Annotated in this window: 19 protein-coding genes; 3 read left to right on the top strand and 16 right to left on the bottom strand. The window is 46.0% G+C overall.

Features of this window, described 5'->3' with window-relative positions:
* Nucleotides 1–64 precede the first annotated feature (64 nt).
* The 15 genes from BLQ32_RS12845 to ezrA all read right to left on the bottom strand — a co-directional run bounded on the left by BLQ32_RS12845 (nucleotide 65) and on the right by ezrA (nucleotide 14,665).
* A complete protein-coding gene (locus BLQ32_RS12845) occupies nucleotides 65–574 on the bottom strand; it encodes a GNAT family N-acetyltransferase (protein WP_053165422.1) in 510 nt (169 codons plus the stop codon).
* 58 nt (nucleotides 575–632) lie between these two features.
* A complete protein-coding gene (locus tag BLQ32_RS12840) occupies nucleotides 633–1,424 on the bottom strand; it encodes a nucleotidyltransferase domain-containing protein (protein WP_074510613.1) in 792 nt (263 codons plus the stop codon).
* A 26-nt stretch (nucleotides 1,425–1,450) separates the two neighbouring features.
* Complete coding sequence (locus BLQ32_RS12835; protein ID WP_074510612.1) at nucleotides 1,451–2,329, bottom strand: pentapeptide repeat-containing protein; 879 nt, start codon at nucleotides 2,327–2,329, stop codon at nucleotides 1,451–1,453.
* Between the two features lie 152 nt (nucleotides 2,330–2,481).
* Complete coding sequence (locus BLQ32_RS12830) at nucleotides 2,482–3,096, bottom strand: histidine phosphatase family protein (RefSeq protein ID WP_074510611.1); 615 nt, start codon at nucleotides 3,094–3,096, stop codon at nucleotides 2,482–2,484.
* 47 nt (nucleotides 3,097–3,143) lie between these two features.
* Nucleotides 3,144–4,004, bottom strand: coding sequence for an alpha/beta fold hydrolase (locus BLQ32_RS12825; RefSeq protein ID WP_074510610.1), 861 nt, complete (start codon nucleotides 4,002–4,004; stop codon nucleotides 3,144–3,146).
* Between the two features lie 308 nt (nucleotides 4,005–4,312).
* On the bottom strand, nucleotides 4,313–4,498 hold the full coding sequence (locus tag BLQ32_RS12820) for a hypothetical protein (RefSeq protein ID WP_036804854.1): 186 nt from the start codon (nucleotides 4,496–4,498) through the stop codon (nucleotides 4,313–4,315).
* 76 nt (nucleotides 4,499–4,574) lie between these two features.
* A complete protein-coding gene (locus tag BLQ32_RS12815) occupies nucleotides 4,575–5,498 on the bottom strand; it encodes a class I SAM-dependent methyltransferase (RefSeq protein ID WP_053165418.1) in 924 nt (307 codons plus the stop codon).
* 52 nt (nucleotides 5,499–5,550) lie between these two features.
* Complete coding sequence (gene tpx, locus BLQ32_RS12810) at nucleotides 5,551–6,057, bottom strand: thiol peroxidase (RefSeq protein ID WP_074510609.1); 507 nt, start codon at nucleotides 6,055–6,057, stop codon at nucleotides 5,551–5,553.
* 34 nt (nucleotides 6,058–6,091) lie between these two features.
* On the bottom strand, nucleotides 6,092–6,670 hold the full coding sequence (locus BLQ32_RS12805; protein WP_074510608.1) for an RDD family protein: 579 nt from the start codon (nucleotides 6,668–6,670) through the stop codon (nucleotides 6,092–6,094).
* Nucleotides 6,671–6,685: 15 nt separating this feature from the next.
* The gene (gene sppA, locus BLQ32_RS12800) at nucleotides 6,686–7,699 is read right to left on the bottom strand and encodes a signal peptide peptidase SppA (RefSeq protein WP_074510607.1); all 1,014 of its coding nucleotides are present in this window, start codon (nucleotides 7,697–7,699) and stop codon (nucleotides 6,686–6,688) included.
* 78 nt (nucleotides 7,700–7,777) lie between these two features.
* On the bottom strand, nucleotides 7,778–8,695 hold the full coding sequence (gene rarD / locus BLQ32_RS12795) for an EamA family transporter RarD (protein ID WP_036804864.1): 918 nt from the start codon (nucleotides 8,693–8,695) through the stop codon (nucleotides 7,778–7,780).
* A gap of 117 nt (nucleotides 8,696–8,812) precedes the next feature.
* Nucleotides 8,813–10,387, bottom strand: coding sequence for an acyl-CoA synthetase MbcS (mbcS, locus tag BLQ32_RS12790; RefSeq protein ID WP_074510606.1), 1,575 nt, complete (start codon nucleotides 10,385–10,387; stop codon nucleotides 8,813–8,815).
* Between the two features lie 187 nt (nucleotides 10,388–10,574).
* Nucleotides 10,575–11,777 carry a tRNA uracil 4-sulfurtransferase ThiI gene (thiI, locus tag BLQ32_RS12785; protein WP_074510605.1) on the bottom strand — a complete coding sequence of 401 codons (1,203 nt, stop codon included), beginning with the start codon at nucleotides 11,775–11,777 and terminating at the stop codon, nucleotides 10,575–10,577.
* A 28-nt stretch (nucleotides 11,778–11,805) separates the two neighbouring features.
* The gene (locus tag BLQ32_RS12780; RefSeq protein ID WP_074510604.1) at nucleotides 11,806–12,903 is read right to left on the bottom strand and encodes a cysteine desulfurase family protein; all 1,098 of its coding nucleotides are present in this window, start codon (nucleotides 12,901–12,903) and stop codon (nucleotides 11,806–11,808) included.
* Nucleotides 12,904–12,961: 58 nt separating this feature from the next.
* On the bottom strand, nucleotides 12,962–14,665 hold the full coding sequence (gene ezrA, locus BLQ32_RS12775; protein ID WP_074510603.1) for a septation ring formation regulator EzrA: 1,704 nt from the start codon (nucleotides 14,663–14,665) through the stop codon (nucleotides 12,962–12,964).
* 153 nt (nucleotides 14,666–14,818) lie between these two features.
* Here ezrA and hisJ point away from each other — a divergent pair, with 153 nt between their 5' ends.
* Both hisJ and BLQ32_RS12765 read left to right on the top strand, forming a co-directional pair.
* Complete coding sequence (hisJ, locus tag BLQ32_RS12770) at nucleotides 14,819–15,613, top strand: histidinol-phosphatase HisJ (RefSeq protein ID WP_074510602.1); 795 nt, start codon at nucleotides 14,819–14,821, stop codon at nucleotides 15,611–15,613.
* A 26-nt stretch (nucleotides 15,614–15,639) separates the two neighbouring features.
* Nucleotides 15,640–16,119, top strand: a complete 480-nt coding sequence (locus BLQ32_RS12765) for a GAF domain-containing protein (protein ID WP_074510601.1) — start codon at nucleotides 15,640–15,642, stop codon at nucleotides 16,117–16,119.
* A gap of 45 nt (nucleotides 16,120–16,164) precedes the next feature.
* Here BLQ32_RS12765 and megL read toward each other — a convergent pair whose 3' ends face one another.
* Complete coding sequence (megL, locus tag BLQ32_RS12760; RefSeq protein ID WP_074510600.1) at nucleotides 16,165–17,373, bottom strand: methionine gamma-lyase; 1,209 nt, start codon at nucleotides 17,371–17,373, stop codon at nucleotides 16,165–16,167.
* Nucleotides 17,374–17,707: 334 nt separating this feature from the next.
* Between megL and rpsD the strand changes: the two genes are divergently transcribed.
* Complete coding sequence (rpsD, locus tag BLQ32_RS12755) at nucleotides 17,708–18,310, top strand: 30S ribosomal protein S4 (RefSeq protein ID WP_036804882.1); 603 nt, start codon at nucleotides 17,708–17,710, stop codon at nucleotides 18,308–18,310.
* Nucleotides 18,311–18,371: the final 61 nt, after the last annotated feature.

The raw sequence follows: 18,371 nt of genomic DNA, 5'->3' as shown, positions 1-18,371 counted from the left end.
AAATTGCTGCAAAATGAAAAATCAGTTCGGCTTTTAAGCTGAACTGATTTTTTGTATGTAGATTTCATCCTTCCCAAATATAGTGCACAAACTTCACTTGCTCACCGTTGAAATCGATTTCCTCATCCATTTCTTCCACTTGGCTAAAACCGCTTTTTTCCAATACTTTCTGGGACGCTAGGTTCGTTTCGGTAGTCTTGGCTTGGATCTGCCGAATGTTTAAATCCGGCGCAGCTTCAAGCAATAGCTGTACAGCCTGGCTGGCAATCCCTTGGCCTATGTAATTCTGCCCCACCCGGTATCCAATATGGCCCGTTTCATTGGTCTTATCCATATCAATTAAATTGAGGCGCCCAACAATAGAACCCTCTTCGTTCTTCATTAAATAAAAAACTGCATCCCCAGTACCTTGTTCAGTTAGTAAATTCAGATGAAGTTGTTCAAACACTTCCTGCTTATAGTAAGCGTCCCCTCGGCCAGGAACTGTTTTCTCAAAGAAGCTTCGGTTTTTCATTTCGAATTGACGTAATGCTTCAGAATCAGCCACTTGCAATTTTTCCAATTTAATCTGCATGATGCCACTTCCCGGTTCCTCATAATAACTATATTGTAAACTCAAACATTTTCTGCTGTCAGGAGCCTTTATTGGCTTCTACTCTCGCATGAAGCTCCACCATTTTCCCGAGCAATGGTTCGATCTGCTCGGACTGGTCAACCCTTTCAAGCATCCATTCCATTTCTTCTTCCACCAAGCTGCCGATTTGTGCAGCTGCCTCTGAATGGGAAGTTGCTGTCATGCATTTAAAAATGTCTTCCACTTTTCCTAACACCGTCTCTGGCAATGAAACACTTAACGTCTTTAATCCTAAACGTGCCCGGTGCGGGGCGTATTTATAAAGCAGCACCCTTGCCAAATGGTCCATAATATACGACAGCATTTTCACCGACCAAATATCGTTTCCTCGGGCTGCGGCTTTTTTATATTGAAACAAGAACCAGGCTACATCCATGACGTCGTCGCGGTATTCAGTTTCCGTCAGTTCCAGGCTTTGGGTATCCTTAAATTTATCCATCAAACCTTCCGGATCGTACAATACCTTAAAATAATCTTTCTCCGTAAATTTCTCCGGCGTTACGGTAAACAAATCGATATGCAAAAGATCATCAAACACCGCAATGATTTGAGGCGCGATAATGAAAATATCATCTTGAAAGAGTATCGGCCGGTATGCCTGCAAATGGTGCACGCGGTTTTCCAAAAAGCTTTTTTCGTTTTCTTCATCGACAAGGCAGTACAAATCAACATCTGAATGCTCATCATGCTCGTTTCTGCCCATCGATCCTTTTAAGTAAATCGCCAGGACCAAGGGATCTTTTTTTAAACTGCTGCAAATCTTCTGGACTGCATTTTCCTGTGGCAACATAAACTCTCCTGCTTTCACTAATTAGATTAGAAAATTCTTGGCTTCTTCGCCCAATAAGCCGGACGGGCAATGCCACTCGGCAACTTTGTAAGGCAGTCGCCAATTGCAGCATTGACCTGGACTTGCGTCAAATAAAGGCTCGTCGATAAATCGGCGCCGCTGATGTCCGCATCACGGAAATCTGCACCAATCACGTCTGTTGTCCGCATATCGGTTTGGCGCAGATTCGCAGCAATGAAATAAGCGCCTCTAAAATCAACGCCTTTCAAGTCAGCCCCTTTTAAATCCGCCCCCATCAAGTCGGCGTTTCGGCGGTTCAGTGCTTTGCTTTTTCGCCCTTTATGCCGTTTTATTGCATCGCTTCTGACTGCTTCACTCACTTTCACCAACAATTCATTCACTTGTGCACGGTGAGCAGTTACATCCAATATTTCCAGTTTTTCCGGCTCCAATATGGTCAATTGTTCTGTTTTTCTTAATAAGTCAGCCAGCTCTTTTTGCAGAAGCGGCGCAGCTTCCTGTTTCATCGCATCAGCCAAATACCACATCATCTCGTGCAGCTGCGTCATTATTGGGAACACAGCAAACATCTCTTTAGCCGTATCGGCATCGTTCCGCCAGTCTTTTCCTTGAAATGTCACTTGCACCACTTTTTGCCCAGAACCGTAGCAGTCAAAGACCGTACACCCTTTAAAACCGCTTCGCCGGAGGTCTTCGTGGATGCCGCAGCGGAAATCGGATTGCAGGTTCGGACACGGCATACCTGCCGCTTTATCAAAAGCAAAATCTGCTGACGCCATAAAAGACAAGCCGACACAGCAAAGCGCCGCACAATTCCCACAATCGGCTTTCAAGCTTTTCTGGAGAACTTCGAGTTGTTCCATTGTTTCATAGCTGTTTTCCATCCCGCTTCCCTCTCCCTGAACATCGATTCAGTGGCAGTTCGGTTAATCGTATTTTCATTATAAAGTAAAAGGGTGTTAATTGAACAAACATTTCGACAAAAGATTTCTATAAAAAAGAGACGCCTTAACGGAAGGCGTCTCTTTTTCTGTATTCATTTCGTTTTTCCTACAATTTGCTCTTCCACAACTTCAGGCAAATGCTTTGTGCAATTGTACAGGGTGCACTCCCATTTGCTTTCTACGTTTTCTAAAATGGTGATAGAGGTATTGTTTAATACAATTTTCTCAAACCGGTCCGGCAGCAAGTTCTTTAGCGCCAATCCAATCAGTCCGCCGTGGCTGACCATTAAAATGCGCTTGCCCGGATACTTTTCCATCGCTTCTTGTATCGCTTCAGCGCTTCTTTTGATGCCAGCTGACAAAGGCTCTCTTTGCAGATCCTGCTCGCGCCAATCTGGTCCCCATCTCTCGATACGATCCGCTTCCGTTGTACCTTCAATCAAACCGCCGGACAGTTCACGGATGCGCGGATCGATTTCATCAATCGGCATTCCCAGTTCCACTGCGATCGTCTCAGCTGTTTCCCTTGCACGGATCAAATCACTGCTGATGATGACATCCCATGGTTCTTCTTGTGCCAGGCGTCCGGCGATGGCACGCGCTTGTTCTCTCCCAGTTTCGTTCAATGGAATATCCGAACTGCCTTGTGCGATGCGCTGGATGTTCCAATCCGTGATGCCGTGTCTTACAAATCCGATTGTGGTCATGTTCCATTTCCCCTTTTAATCTATTGATTTCCATCATACTGCATTTTTTATATAGCTGTCGAACGCATCATGCTTAAAAATTTCATCAGTTCCTTATCAAAAAGCTCAGCTTCTTCCAGGAACGGATAATGGTTGCTTTCTTCAAAAACCACTAAGTGGGCACCTGGAATGTGCTCTTTCATTTCGATGGAGTATATAAGCGGGCACTGGACATCGTGTCTTCCGCAGAGAATCAATACTGGTGCTTTAATTAGATGGAGTTTGCGGGTCACGTCATAAATCGGCAATTCCCGGTTAAAAAAATCCATCCGTGCGGCAGACATGGATTTTGTGATATTCCCGTGAAAGTATTCGTTGTATTTTTCAGGCCGGAACAGCGATAATTTGGTCCGCTCTTCCCCCAATTGCTTGCGCTTTCCAACTGGAATACCTTCCTGCTTTAACTGCTCAATCAAGTTCTGCATCCGTTCAAACTTCGGATGTTCCGGATTATAGATGCACTCTTTCGAAAACGTCGCATATTCTCTTGCTGCCGCTCCGGTTAAAATCAAATAGCTCAAGCTTTCCGAAAAATACATGCCGTAAAGAATACCGAGCATGCCTCCGGTTGAATGTCCTGCAAAACCCCATTTTACAAATCGCAGTTCTTCCCGGATTGCTTCCAAATCAAAAATTGTCTCCAGCATGCTTAATTGATAAGGCTCACCAAATTTCTCCGACTGTCCGGCTTCCCGCAAATTGACCAAGTAGACGGCATGGTTTTTTGTAAAAGCTTCCGCGTAATAATCTCCTGTCTCGTTGAATACGGAATAATGATGCGTGACACAAAGCGGCGGCCCTTCCCCTTTTTGAAATACTTCAAAGTTTCCGCGCTGGGTTGCGATTATGGTTTGTTTCCAGTTTTCCATAGACAGGCTCCTTTTTAAAGTGGTAGAGAACTTGTTCTTCAACAGCCCGTTTATTCCCTGCACATTATGCCTTAGTTCGGAATATAGCCTTATTTTTGATTAAGTGATCATAGAATCCTCATAACTGCTCATAGAACCTCGTTAAGTGATCATAGAATCCTCACAACTGCTCATAGAACCTTGTTAAGTGATCATAGAATCTTCATAACCGCTCATAGAGCCTCGTTAAGTGATCATAGAACTTGCATCACCGCTCATAAGCATCTTCCCAAAATAAAAAACCCGACATGTAGATGTCGGGTCCGAAATTAGACGCCCATTTTCCGGCGCGTGTTGCTTACTTTTTTTGTTTGCTGGCTTTTCAGCTTTTTTGTTTCTGCTGACATGCCGCTGCCGCCTTTGTTGTTCGCAGCCTGGTTTTTCTTCGCTTCCAATTGGCGTTTTACCGCTTCCTGCAAGCTTACTTTTTTCGGAGCTTCATTTGATTCAGTCATGACCATCCCTCTTTTCTGTTTGGACTATTAATTGCGGATGCTTTAATGACTTCCATTATAACACAAAATGTCCCAATTACTGCTTATTTTCTTTAAACCACTGGCTAACCTGCGAGAAGAATTTGGCCATTGACTGGGCATTTGACATATTTGGTACGCGGGCAAGCAGCACTTCTTTCGGCGCTTTGACGCCTTCTTTTTTCTTTTGCAGCACCAGGATGCCTTTGGCAAAAGCCGAATTTTTAAAGAGGCTTTCCGGCAATTCCATGACGGACTGAATATATGCCGTCTTCTTCAGGAAGGTATGCAATTGGCTGGCTTGCGGCGATTCAAACAGCGCTTTTGGAATAACAAAGAACAAATAGCCGCCGTCTACGGTATGTTTCAGCGCTTGTTCGATAAACAGATGATGCGCATAGGACATGCCTTCTTCCGCTTTCAGCTCATACGTTCCGGCGACTTCTTCATCCGGATAATATCCGACCGGCAAATCAGCAACGACCGCATCGACCGGATCGATCAATAGCGGCTGCAACGCATCCTGCCGGTAGAACGTTACCGGCTGCTCTGTCAAATCCGAAGTTGATGCCGCCAAACGGATCAACAGATCATCAATTTCCACTCCAGCTCCAGTAATCCGGCCGTCCAGGTAATTCATAACCGTCAACAGAAGATTCCCTGTCCCAAGCGCTGGATCAAGCAAGGTGAATTCCTTTTCTTTCACAAACAGTTCCACCAAATAGCCAACCAGCAGGCCCAGTGCATCCGGCGTCATCTGATGGTGGGGCTGGACATGTTCTTTCATGCCTTTTAACACTGCCAACTGAATCGCTTTGCGGACATCTTCTTTTCCGGCTTGGCCGTCAGGCTCGATATGCCCGTCCAACCAAGTCTCAGTTGTTTCCAGCAAGCTTTCCAAATACGGCAGATCCTGCTCTTTTTGCAATTTGGAGGCATGCCCATCGATAAAATTAAATACTTTTTCCATTTCTGAATTCATTCTAATCCGTCCTCAATAAGGAAACCCACTCGGAAAGAGTGGGTTTCTAGTATTAGTTTGTTAAGGCCTTTACGGCTTCAATCGCTTTGTCGTAATTCGGGTGGTCGGTGCCTTCTGGAACGTATTCCACATAAGCCACTTGGTCTTTGTCGTCGATGACAAAGATCGAGCGTGCCAGCAGCCGCAGTTCCTGCATGGTTGTACCGTAAGCTTCTCCAAACGATAAGTCGCGGTGGTCCGACAGAAGTGTAATGCCTTGTGTGCCGTTTTCTTCCGCCCAGCGCTTCTGTGCGAATGGCAGATCAGCTGAAACCGTCAGCACTTCCACATTGTCGCCAAGAGAAGCCGCTTCCTGGTCAAAGCGTTTTGACTGAAGTGAACATACTCCTGTATCCAGTGAAGGCACGACGCTGATCAAACGAATTTTCCCAGTTGTATCCTCTAAAGATACAGGGCTCAAATCATTTGCAAGGACCGTGAAATTCGGTGCCTGTTCTCCTACTTGTACTTCTTTTCCGGGCAATGTTACCGGATTTTGCTTGAATGTAACTTGTACCAAACATAACGCCTCCCTTTCCAATACCTTTATCTTACTAGAAGGTTTCAGCCTCTTGCAACTCAGACCCTTCCGAACGCTTTTTCTCGAAGACGATTTGTTTACGGTAAGTCTGTTCATGAATGACTGTCGTATCCGCGATAAAATCGTGTACCCCTTGTTTCAGCTTCGTAAAGCCGACAATCCAGTACAACGGCAGGATCGTCACGGAAATGAACCGGCCGATCCATTCACGGAACAACAATGTTCCCCAGGATAAATGGTCTTCTTTCAACGAAACGACCCGCAGCCCTAAAATCATTTTGCCGACAGTCTGCCCGAAGAACTTCGTCATCAGGACAAAATACGCATAGAACAGCACAGCTGAAATGATGGCATATGGCGCATACCATACCGTTTCTGCTGTATCCACGCCGATCAACAGGAAAATCGGTTTGACTAAAATGGAAGTTACCGAAGCAATGATCAGAAGGTCGATCAAATACGCCCAGAACCGTACCCAGAATCCTGCCGGCTGGCGTTCGTAAAACATCACTTCATTATAGTTTTGCAATTCAGGGCGATCGTTTTGAATAGGTGTTGCTGCATGCGTTTCATTATTGGAATGATTCGTCATAGGTATCGCCCCTCCTTATTGTTCACCGTACATATACATCATTCGCGGTGCGCTGTTGTCGGTCAAAAGCTTCGCAATCAGTTTCGATTCCATGTCGTTGCCGAACAACGAACTTAGTTTCATCGAGAACAACGATCCAATTCCTTGGTCTGCTCCGTACTCGATGACTTGTGCACCTTTCAAGTCATAATCCGTGCGTAAAGCTGTCAGTACATCTTCTTCAAAACCGAAATCATCTGCCAGTTTTGCTTCAACTGCCTGGCGCCCGTTCATGATGCGCCCGTCTGCGACTTTCTTGACTTGTTCTTCAGACATGCCGCGGCCCTCTTCAATCACATCTACAAACGCTTCATACGAGTCGTCCAGCATCTCTTGAAGCAGTGCTTGTTCGTCGGCCGTCATTTCACGCGTCGGGCTTCCGATATCTTTGAATGGGCCCGATTTGATCGTAACAAAGTCCACGCCGTATTTCTTAGCCAGTTCCCCGTAATTGACCGTCTGCATGATGACGCCGAGTGAACCGGTCATCGTTTCACGGTTAACGAAAATCTTATCCGCTGGAGCTGAAATGTAATAACCGCCGGAAGCAGCTACAGCACCCATCGATACATAGAAAGGTTTTTTGGTTTCTTCTTGGATTTCGGTGATTTTGTCATAGATTTGCGCTGATTCCACTACTCCGCCGCCCGGCGAATTGACTTTCAACATAACCGCTTTAATGGAATCATCATTTTTCACTTGTTCCAATTGCTCCATGAACAAATCGTGGTTATAGCCGGTCCCGCCTAAAAGCGAAGCAGCTTCCCCAGTGTCCTGGATGGTCCCTTCAACATTCAACACCGCAATGCGCTTGTCAAAATCTCCGTCTTCAACGATTTGCTCGGAAACAGTTGTTTCGGATACTGCCAAAAACTCATCCATGCTTGTGCCGAGTGTACTCTGGAAAATGGCAAAAGCCGAATTGATGACCAGGGAAATAACCAATATGGCCGCTGCCGCAATTAATGCGATCCATCTTTTCGTATTCATCTACTACATGACCTCCTTTTATTTCTCTCTTTATTATACGGGTAACTAATTCAAATGTTTCACATTAACTCATTCGAATTAATGCTGTGCATTTAATTTTTCTCTTCTGACACTTCGTGCCTCCATTACTTTCGAAGTTGTAAACAATGCAAGAGCCACCCAAATGAATGAAAACGAAATCAAATCGGTCCGGTCAAAAGCTTCGCCGTACACCAATACGCCAAGCAAGAGCATTAAAGTCGGTGCAATATATTGCAAAAACCCGATCATGTACATGGGAATAAGCGGTGCCCCTGTCGCAAACAACACGAGTGGCAAGGCGGTGGCTGCCCCACTGATGATCAGCAGAATATCCGTCGCTGCTCCTTCGTGCAAAAACGAAGCGCTCCCGTTCGAAAACAAATAGGCATAATAAATGAGCCCAAGCGGCAAGACAAACAAAGTTTCCAGTGCCAGGCCGCGCAGTGCATCCAGCTTGATCGTTTTTTTGATCAGGCCATAAAATGCAAAGCTGAACGCCATTCCAAATGCCATCCAAGGGAAGGTGCCGTAAGAAATGGTCAAAATCGATACGCCGACCGCCGCCAAGCCAAATGCAACTTTAGTGGCGTTCGACAATTTTTCTTTCAAGAAAAACACACCCAGCAGCATGGAAACTAGCGGGTTGATGTAATACCCTAAGCTGGTTTCAACAATCCGGTCATTTGTCACGGCAAAAATGTATAAAAACCAGTTCGCCGTTATTAAATAAGATGCCAACATCAAACTGAAGAACGTCTTCTTCGACTGCCACAAACTTTTCACATCGGCCAGCAGCTGTTTGCCGCCGCCGATTAATAAGATGAAAATCACTGTCAGGACAAATGCCCAAATAATGCGCGATGTCAGAATTTCATCGCTTGGTACATGATCCACTTGCTTCCAGTAAAGCGGCAAGAAGCCCCAAATCGTATAAGTTAAAATCGTAAACAGTATGCCTTTTTTCTCGTCTGCCATCGCGCTTTTTTCACCTTGCTTTCTTTATTTTGTTACTCGAAATAATATTCCTATTATATGCCCGTCTAATTTTAATGTAAACAACAGAAAAAAGCAGCCGGTTTGCACCGGCTGCTCTTATTTTTTAGCTTGTTCTTTTTGGCGCAATTCAACACGCCGGATTTTTCCGGAAGCGGTTTTTGGCAGCTCTTCCACAAACTCGACCGCTCTTGGGTATTTATAAGGAGCTGTCAGCTCTTTTACATGGTTTTGCAAATTCTTCACCAGCTCATCATTCGGTTCATTGCCAGGAACCAATACGACAAAAGCTTTCACAATGGTGCCGCGGATTTCGTCCGGTGCACCGATGACCGCGCATTCCTGGACAGCCGGATGCTTCACAAGCGCATCTTCCACTTCGAACGGCCCGATCGTGTAGCCGGAAGAAATGATGATGTCATCGCCTCTTCCCTCAAACCAGAAGTACCCGTCATCGTCTTTTGACGCTTTGTCTCCGGTGACGTAATACTCACCGCGGAACTGCATTTTTGTCCGTTCATCGTCTTTGAAATAGCCTTTGAATAAGGCGGGCGTATCGACGTGGACCGCAATGTCTCCAACTTCGCCGGCGTTGACCGGATTTCCGAACTCATCGATGATTTCCACCCGGTTACCCGGTGTCGGTTTGCCCATCGAACCGATGCGGATGTCCATTCCTTTCATAACTCCTACTAGCAAAGTATTTTCAGTCTGGCCATAACCGTCGCGGACTTCCAGGTTAAAGTGCTCTTTAAAGACATTGATCACTTTTGCATTCAATGGTTCTCCCGCAGATACGGCACTATGCAAGGCGTGCAAATCGAACGATGCCAGATTTTCCTGTTTTGCCATGATGCGGTATTCCGTCGGCGTACAGCATAATACATTGATCTTGCGGCGCTCTAAAATTTGCAGGTACACTTCGGGATCAAACTTGCCGTTGTAGACAAAGCCGGTTGCGCCGCTTCCTAACGTAGCCAGGAACGGGCTCCAGATCCATTTTTGCCATCCTGGGCTCGCAGTGGCCCAAACCAAATCGCCTTCTTTTGCCCCGAGCCAATGCTCGGCAGAAGTACGCAAGTGTGCATAGGCCCATCCGTGGCTATGCACAGCGCCTTTCGGATTCCCGGTCGTTCCGGATGTATAAGACAAAAACGCCATATCGCTGCTTTTTGTGTCGGCTGCTTCGTAGACGTCTGAAGCCGCTTCCATTTCTTCTTGCAAAGAAATCCAGGATTGATCGGAGTGGCCGATGACGAATTTTGTTACCCGCGCCATTTCTTCCACTTCCTTGAACTGATCCATAAACGGCTCATAGGCAATAACTGCTTTTGCATTGCTGTGGTTCAGCCGGTACGAAATGTCTTTTGCGCGCAGCATTTCGGAACTTGGAATCACAACAAGCCCGGCTTTCAATGCTCCGATATATGCGACGTACGCTTCAATCAAGCGCGGGACCATCACAAGGACAATATCCCCTTTTTTCAATCCGGCTTTTTCAAAGCTGTTCGCCGCTTTGTTGGCTTTTTTAATCAATTCTTCATATGTAACTTGCTGCTCTTCTCCTTTATCGCTTTCCCAAATAATCGCCAGTTTGCCATCACCCGTGGCATACTTTTCAATTTCCTCAACTAAGTTGTACTTCTCAGGTGCCAGTAATTCTTCACGGTTCATTATGTATTCCCCCTAGGCGTGTGATAAAGAATGATACGTTATCATTATACCGGACAAATTTCATTATTCAAAATAATTTTAAAACATGCATTACTAAACCATCAGTAAATAGAGTTATTATTCAAGGAAAAGCCAAAAAGCTGGAGGCAAATAAACTTTTGCCTCCAGCTTTTTTGATTTTTCATGTTTATAGCAGATTTTCAAACTTCGCTTCTTTGACGCGCGGGAACTTAATGGTTTCCCGCTGGTCTGCCGCTTCCTGAATCAATTCATCGAACGACACAAAATTTTCGTAGAACTCGACTTTTTCAAGCTTCGGTTTGGTCTTAGGATTGGCCGGTGTGAAAATGGTGCAGCAATCTTCATATGGCCGGATGGAAATGTCGTACGTCCCGATTCTTTGGGCGGTTTCAATAATGTCCAGCTTGTCAATCGCAATCAGCGGCCGGAGCACCGGGGTATTCGTCACCGCATTGATCGCGTGCAGCGATTCCAGTGTTTGGCTGGCCACTTGGCCTAAGCTCTCCCCTGTAATGATGGCTTGGCTTTTGGTCTCCGCAAGCACCAAATCCGCTACGCGCATCATCATTCTGCGCGTGGAAGTCATAGTGATATTATCCGGCACCTGCTTGTGCACTTCCTGCTGAAGTTTTGTAAACGGAATGATGTGCAGCGTGACGGAAGATCCGAACTGGCTCAACTTCTCAGCCAAATCGTAAACTTTTTCTTTTGCGCGGTCATTTGTATACGGCGGACTGAAAAAATGGATCAGTTCCAGCCTAACTCCCCGCTTCAGCATGTGGTAGCCTGCTACCGGGCTGTCAATTCCACCGGATAGCATCAACAAAGCTTTTCCTCCTGCGCCGACTGGCAAGCCGCCAGCCCCTTCAATAACTTCAGCCATCATATATGCCGCTTCTTCCCGGATTTCCACTTTCAGCTCGATATCCGGGTGCTTCATTTGAACAGAAAGTTCCGGAAAGCTGCGGAGCACATGCGATCCAATTTCCTGAGTGATTTCCGGTTTTTCGTGTGAAAATTCTTTGAACGGCCGTTTGACCGATACTTTAAAACTTTTGTTGTCGCGGTCCAATTTGCTGACCACTGCAATTGCCGCTCTTTTCATCGCTTCAAAGTTCAATTCAGCTTCAGTGACCGGGCTGAACGACTGAATGCCAAAGACGTTGGGCAAACGCTCCAGCACCTGTTCCATTTCGCGTTCATCGTCCGCCAAAATAAACATGCGGTCCCGTTCCGCTTTGACGCGGACCGTTTTCAGATCGGCAAACATCTGCCGGACGTTATCCCGAAGCCGCCCGATAAACGAACTGCGGTTTTTCCCTTTGGTGGATAATTCCCCGTAACGGACGAGGACTTGTTTTGTTTTCATACGATTAAACTCCTTCGTTGCCTATCTCTTATTTGATCAAGCGGTAAACCCGCTCAAATGCGGTTTTCAATGCAGCAATATCTCCGGCTTGTGTGAAAGCCCCAAAGCTGATGCGGATCACGCCTTCTTTGTATCCGCGCGGCACGCCGACTGCTTCGATGACATGGCTTGTTTCTTTGCTTTTTGAAGAACAGGCGCTCGAGGTCGATACGATGACTGACTCCTGCTGCAAGCCGGATACCAGCACTTCGCCTTTCATCCCTTTTACAGCTACAGCTAAAATATGGGAAGCTGCAGTTTCCGGGCTGATAATTTTAACGCCTGTAAATCCGGCAAAAAATGCCCGGAGCTCCCGGTTCCAATCGGCAAATTCCATTCTTGGCTCTGCCAGGCGAAGCGCTTTTGCAAAGGCGACTGCCTGCGGCACAGCGACGGTTCCGCTTCTTAAGCCGAACTCCTGGCCGCCGCCATAAAGAACCGGCTGAAGTTCCACCTGGTTGAATGCCAAAATGCCGCTGCCTTTCAAGCCATGGATTTTGTGCCCCGATACAGTCAATAAATCCGGCATAGCACCGAGAGGAAGTTCCAGCTTACCTACACTTTGGACCGCATCGACATGGAGCAAGGTCCGAGTTCCAGCAAGCAGTTTTTTCACATCAGCAATTGGATGTACCGTGCCGATTTCGTTATTGACATGCATCAAGCTTACCAAAATCGTATCGCTTCTGAGGGCGTTATTCAACTCATTCAAACTGATGGCACCGGTCTCGTCGACCGGCAGCCGGGTAATTTCAAATCCCTGTTCCTCTAATACGGCTAACGGATTAAGGACTGCCGGATGCTCCGTCACAGCAGTAATGATGTGTTTTCCCCGGTGCCGGTATGCTTTCGCAGCCCCAATAAGCGCCAGGTTATTGGATTCCGTGCCGCCGGATGTAAAAACAACCTGGTCCATATTCAAAATTTGCCTGATTTGCGTGCGTGCGCCTTCCAGCAAATCTTCCGCTTGGTTTCCCATCCGGTGAATCGATGCCGGATTGGCGTAGAATTGCTCATTCACTTTTACAAACGTTTCAAGCACTTCTTTACGCGGCTGGGTAGTTGCGCTGTTGTCCAAGTAAATCATTTAGCCACCTCCGAAAAGAAAACCACCAGCACGGATGCTGGTGGTTTTCAATATTGTTTTAAACTCGCCATGCTTCTTCTTTAACTAGCACTTCAATGCGTTTCATTGAACCCGGTTCGAAGCTTTCAACTGCTGTTGCGGCTTCTTCCAATGCTTTTGAGTAACGGAGCTGTCTGAATGACTCTTCCGCTTCCTTCAACTTGGCATCCATTTGCGGGTTTGTTTTGCGGAAACGGTTGCCGTACTGGATAATGCGTTCAACGAGAAGTACGTTTTCAATCATTTCAGCTGATTTTTCTTCAACTTCTTCGATCGATTGTTCAGCATTCATCACATAATTGTCAACCAGTTTCATGTTCAAAGGAACTTCCTGCAAGCTTTGCATCGCTACAAACAACTGCTCTTCCGCTTCTTCCAACCGGACATCCATTTCTTCCGGAATGCCTGGTGTATTGGCTTTGTGCAGCATTCTGTCGGTTTCCTGCAAGCGGCGTTTCAAGTCTTCCACTTTTCTGCGTGCTTCATTTTCGCCAATCCGCAAGCTCTTCAGTGATTCTGTGAAATCATGCTGGATGACGTCAATCTTCGCTAACTCTTCACGAATATAAACCAGTTCTTCTTCCAGGTTCGAATACGCGGACTGGTCTTCTTCAGTCCGCGATTTGAACAAATCAAACCGGCGATTCAGTTCTTCCAATTTTTCTAGGCAAGTCTTCGGAATAGCCGCATCGCTTTCAGAAATCTTGTAGCTCTGCTGAACAAACAGGCATTCATCGTGCATATCGCGCGCATCGCGGTTAATGAGTTCCAAATGCCGCCCTGTTTCCGCTTTGTAGTAATCCACGAAATGCTTGGCTTTTACTTCTTTTTCCAAGATTTCATAGAACGAATCAATGCGTTCTTTCATCTCTTCTGCTTTTTCTTTTGTTTCATCTACATTCAAGCGGGCAACTTCTTCTTTCATCCCGACAAGTTCGTCTTCCATTCTATCCAGCTGGCGCGTCAGTTCCAAATGATTCAAGTAGTAGGACTGGCTTTCCATTTCCCGGATGCCATTGCGCAATTCACTGATATAAGAAGGAATCTTCGAATTGATGTCTGTCAAAAGTGCCGGAATTTCATCGATTAAGGAGAAAACGTAATCTCCTTCTTCTGAAAGACCCATAACGGTTGTCCGTGCTTTCAAGTAATTGCCTTCCGCTGTCAAACGGTCGTACTCTTCAAACAACGGCGAGAAAGCCTCCAGCTTTTTCTCTAAAGGAGCAGCTGCTGCACCGTAAGAATGCTGATGAGCCAATAAATTCTTCCGCGCCAGGCGGTATTGGTCTTTCATGACATCCATTTCGCTGCGGTTTTTCTCTTCACTGCCGATCAATTCTTCAAGTTCACTTAAAATCTCATTCATTTGGCGGTCGACATCGTCGATGCGGATTTCAATGTCTTTTTCAAGCTCTGTAGCTTTTCCGAATCTGAAGCGATTAATCGCATCGTCTGCATCAAACAGCAACGCATCAATTTTCGGAATATGTAAGTCCATAATTTCCGTCCATATCTCACGCCAGCGCTCGAACATCTCTTCTGTCTGGCCGTTCATGTTCAATTGTTTTACTTTCGTCAATTCTTCAAGTATTGGTTTGTTTTGTATTTGCAGTTTTAACTGTTCCAAGCGTTCAATTTCCGCGTTGTGCTTCTTGCGAAACAACAAGCCGACGACAATTATCGCTAATAGAATGATGACCGCAATGATGATATACTTCATCATAAGTCATTTAGCCCCCTGTTCCAAAATCACATTTCCTTTTCTATATAAATGTTTTACATACTTCTGCTATTTTAACATGTATTCGATTCTTTTGTTTGTGAAATCGAAGAAAAGAGTGAAATATTTTCAAATCTGAAGAAAGTTGGTGCTTCAATGAAAAGAGATGGACACATTCATACCCCTTTTTGCCCTCATGGCACAAAAGATGAATTGCGTGCGTACATAGAAAAAGCGATTAGATCCGGTTTTGGCGATATTTCATTTACCGAACATGCGCCGCTCCCCTCTTCTTTCGCAGATCCGACTCCCGAAAAAGACAGCGGAATGAGTTTAGAAACTTTGCACCTTTATTTAGACGCCATCAAGCAGGCTAAAGATGCCTATAAGAATGATATCCAAATTCGCGTCGGATTGGAAGTGGACTATATCACCGGTTATGAATCGGAAACCCGGTCTTTTCTTGATGAATATGGACCATTGCTGGACGATTCGATTTTATCGGTTCATTTCCTGCGTATGGGCAGCGACTATTTTTGCATGGACTACAGCAAGGAAGTTTTCATGGATATAGCCCATCAAGCCGGGTCGGTGGAAGCTGTATATGAGCTGTACTACAAAACGGTCGAAGCATCTATCGCCGCTGAGCTTGGAGCTTTTAAGCCAAAACGCATCGGCCACCCGACGCTGGTCCACAAATTCCAGCTTGCGCACGGAAAAAAAATCGATGACGACCAGCATATCAAGCGCGTACTTGAAAAAATTGCGGAAACAGGCTACGAAATGGATTTGAACGGCGCCGGCTTCTCGAAACCCGATTGCCTCGAATCATATCCTCCGCAGCACTACATCCCTGTTGCCGAGTCGCTCGGCATTCCGCTCATCTTCGGCTCGGATGCACATAGCGTCAATGGCTTGCATAAGCATTACGGAAAACTTTATAATAAGTAAATCATAAAACGAAATGGGGCTTCACTATGTTTTCTCAAACAACTTACAGCGGCTCAAGCCTGGATCAATACACCATGCTTGGCAAACAACTGGATGCGCTTCTCGAAGGCGAATCCAATCTTGTCGCCAACTTAAGCAATGCTTCTGCGCTGCTTAACCAATTTTTAGAGCGCATCAATTGGGTCGGCTTTTATTTAATGGAAGATGGTGAACTGGTTCTTGGACCATTCCAGGGGCTTCCGGCTTGTGTGCGGATCCAGGTAGGAAAAGGCGTGTGCGGAACGGCAGTGGCAGAAAAGAAAACAATGCTCATTGAAGATGTCCATGCGTTTCCTGGCCACATTGCCTGCGACGCAGCTTCCCAGTCTGAAATCGTTATTCCGTTGATGAAAGACGGTAGCGTAATCGGCGTCCTGGATATCGACAGCCCGGAACTGAGCCGCTTTACAAAAGAAGACCAGGAAGGCCTCGAACTCTTTACCGAAGTATTAATGAAGCATCTATAAAATGAAAATGCCCGGATCTCCTAACTTGAGATCCGGGCATTTTTATTAGGCTTCCTGTAATTTCGGCTTTACAGCTTCAAAAGCTTTTGTGAGATCGGCAATCAAGTCATCGGTATGCTCAAGGCCGACAGACAAGCGCAGCAGCGATTCGGTAATGCCCATCGCTTCCCGGCTCGGCTCCGGCACCACCGCATGGGTCATCGAAGCCGGATGCTGAATCAGCGTTTCTGCATCTCCCAGGCTGACGGCAATTTTAACGAGCGACAACGCATTCATGAAGGCCTGCGCTTCTTTTTTCCCGCCTTCAATCTCAAATGAAATCAACCCGCCGCCGTCCCGCATTTGGCGCTTGGCAATTTCCATCTGCGGATGATTTTCATCAAACGGGTAATAAATCTTTTTGACCAGCGGTTCCTGTTTCAAGAAAGCAAGCACCATCTTGGCATTTGAGATATGCCGGTCCATGCGGACATGAAGCGTTTTTAAGCCGCGCAGCAATAGCCACGCGTCGAATGGCGACATGATTCCGCCGACATCTTTCTGGACCGTCATGCGGAGCTTTTGCATTTCGGCCCCGTCTTTGCCGACCAATATTCCCCCGACCACATCCCCATGGCCGTTCAAATATTTGGTTGCACTGTGCAGTACGAAGTCCGCTCCCAATTGAATCGGGTTCTGCAAATAAGGCGAGCTGAATGTATTGTCAACCACGACACGCAGCCCGTGTTTTTTAGCGACCGAAACCACCGCTTCCAAATTGACGATTTCCATCGTCGGATTGATCGGTGTTTCGACATAAATGCAGACCGTTTCCGGACGGAGAGCTTGTTCAATTTCCTGCTCGGTCGTCATCGAAACCAAATTATGTGTTATGCCGTATTTTTCTTCCATCATCTCAAGCAGCCCGAACGTACAGCCGTAGATTCCCCTTGAGCAAAGTACATGGTCCCCCGCTTTGGTCAGATGGATCAGCACCGCACTGACTGCTGCCATTCCGGAACCGAAAGCAAGTGCCCCTTCCCCGTACTCGATTTCCGCCATCCGTTCTTCCAGCACACGGACCGTCGGATTTCCAAGTCTCGAGTAAATATTGCCTTCCCAATTTCCTGCAAAGCGGTTTTCCCCTTCTTCAGCACTTTCAAAAGCAAAAGTTGACGTTTGATAAAGCGGAGTCGCTAAACTGTCATGGTGAAGCGAACTTTTGTATCCTTTGTGGATAACTGCTGTTTCCATATTAATTTCTGGCTTTTTCATATTCATACACCCCTTATTCAAAATAGAAAGCGCTTACATCCCATCTCTTTCCATTCTACCTTGAATGATAAAAAAAAGAAAGCCGGCCTTTTCGAACACCTTTCCGTAATTGTTGACTTATTGCCTGCGGTGCGGTTATACTATAATTTGTGTAAAATAATCGCAGCAGTTGTATGTGCGGGTTTGTCCATTTTGTTCCTATTAGTTAATAAGTAGGTGTATCGCGTAACTCTTGGCTGCTGAGCGAAGGTACAAGAATATAAAATGGCTTACAGCATGAATACAATTGGTTTTTATTTTACTTCAAAAACCAACAATAGAGGAGGAGACATATATGTCTCGTTATACAGGTCCAGCATGGAAACAGTCTCGCCGCCTAGGAGTTTCTCTTAGCGGAACAGGCAAAGAACTAGAAAAACGCCCTTACGCACCAGGTCAACACGGTGCTAACCAACGCAGAAAAGTTTCTGAGTACGGTTTGCAACTTCAAGAAAAACAAAAACTTCGTTTCATGTTTGGTGTAAACGAACGCCAATTCAAAACTTTATTCAACAAAGCTGGTAAAATGCCAGGTAAACACGGTGAAAACTTCATGATCTTGCTTGAAGCTCGCCTTGATAACGTTGTTTATCGTTTAGGTCTTGCGCGCACTCGCCGCCAAGCTCGCCAATTGGTAAACCACGGCCACATCCTTGTTGATGGCAAACGCCTTGACATCCCGTCATACAGCGTGAAACCAGGTCAAACAATCGCATTCCGCGAGCGTTCAAACAACCTTGATGTCGTTAACGAAGCAATCGAAGTAAGCAACTTCGTTCCTGAATACGTATCAATCGATGCTGAAAACAAAGTAGGTACTTTTGTACGCTACCCAGAACGCAGCGAATTGTCTGCTGAAATCAGCGAACAGTTGATCGTTGAGTACTACTCACGTTAATCTGTTGCTTATAAAAGCCCTGAAACGGTTTTCCGTTTCGGGGCTTTTTCTATGCCAAAAA

It is taken from the genome of Planococcus glaciei (assembly GCF_900099655.1).
GTDB lineage: Bacteria > Bacillota > Bacilli > Bacillales_A > Planococcaceae > Planococcus > Planococcus glaciei.
This window is presented reverse-complemented; position numbering and strand designations above follow the sequence as displayed.

Excerpts from the sequence above, each read along its gene's own strand:
- BLQ32_RS12805 (WP_074510608.1), bottom strand. The coding sequence starts at position 6,670 with ATGACGAATCATTCCAATAATGAAACGCATGCAGCAACACCTATTCAA.
- sppA (WP_074510607.1), bottom strand. The coding sequence starts at position 7,699 with ATGAATACGAAAAGATGGATCGCATTAATTGCGGCAGCGGCCATATTG.
- hisJ (WP_074510602.1), top strand. The coding sequence starts at position 14,819 with ATGAAAAGAGATGGACACATTCATACCCCTTTTTGCCCTCATGGCACA.
- BLQ32_RS12835 (WP_074510612.1), bottom strand. The coding sequence starts at position 2,329 with ATGGAAAACAGCTATGAAACAATGGAACAACTCGAAGTTCTCCAGAAA.
- BLQ32_RS12845 (WP_053165422.1), bottom strand. The coding sequence starts at position 574 with ATGCAGATTAAATTGGAAAAATTGCAAGTGGCTGATTCTGAAGCATTA.
- BLQ32_RS12825 (WP_074510610.1), bottom strand. The coding sequence starts at position 4,004 with ATGGAAAACTGGAAACAAACCATAATCGCAACCCAGCGCGGAAACTTT.
- BLQ32_RS12815 (WP_053165418.1), bottom strand. The coding sequence starts at position 5,498 with ATGAATTCAGAAATGGAAAAAGTATTTAATTTTATCGATGGGCATGCC.
- rpsD (WP_036804882.1), top strand. The coding sequence starts at position 17,708 with ATGTCTCGTTATACAGGTCCAGCATGGAAACAGTCTCGCCGCCTAGGA.
- ezrA (WP_074510603.1), bottom strand. The coding sequence starts at position 14,665 with ATGATGAAGTATATCATCATTGCGGTCATCATTCTATTAGCGATAATT.
- BLQ32_RS12840 (WP_074510613.1), bottom strand. The coding sequence starts at position 1,424 with ATGTTGCCACAGGAAAATGCAGTCCAGAAGATTTGCAGCAGTTTAAAA.
- BLQ32_RS12830 (WP_074510611.1), bottom strand. The coding sequence starts at position 3,096 with ATGACCACAATCGGATTTGTAAGACACGGCATCACGGATTGGAACATC.
- megL (WP_074510600.1), bottom strand. The coding sequence starts at position 17,373 with ATGAAAAAGCCAGAAATTAATATGGAAACAGCAGTTATCCACAAAGGA.
- mbcS (WP_074510606.1), bottom strand. The coding sequence starts at position 10,387 with ATGAACCGTGAAGAATTACTGGCACCTGAGAAGTACAACTTAGTTGAG.
- rarD (WP_036804864.1), bottom strand. The coding sequence starts at position 8,695 with ATGGCAGACGAGAAAAAAGGCATACTGTTTACGATTTTAACTTATACG.
- BLQ32_RS12765 (WP_074510601.1), top strand. The coding sequence starts at position 15,640 with ATGTTTTCTCAAACAACTTACAGCGGCTCAAGCCTGGATCAATACACC.
- BLQ32_RS12780 (WP_074510604.1), bottom strand. The coding sequence starts at position 12,903 with ATGATTTACTTGGACAACAGCGCAACTACCCAGCCGCGTAAAGAAGTG.
- thiI (WP_074510605.1), bottom strand. The coding sequence starts at position 11,777 with ATGAAAACAAAACAAGTCCTCGTCCGTTACGGGGAATTATCCACCAAA.
- BLQ32_RS12820 (WP_036804854.1), bottom strand. The coding sequence starts at position 4,498 with ATGACTGAATCAAATGAAGCTCCGAAAAAAGTAAGCTTGCAGGAAGCG.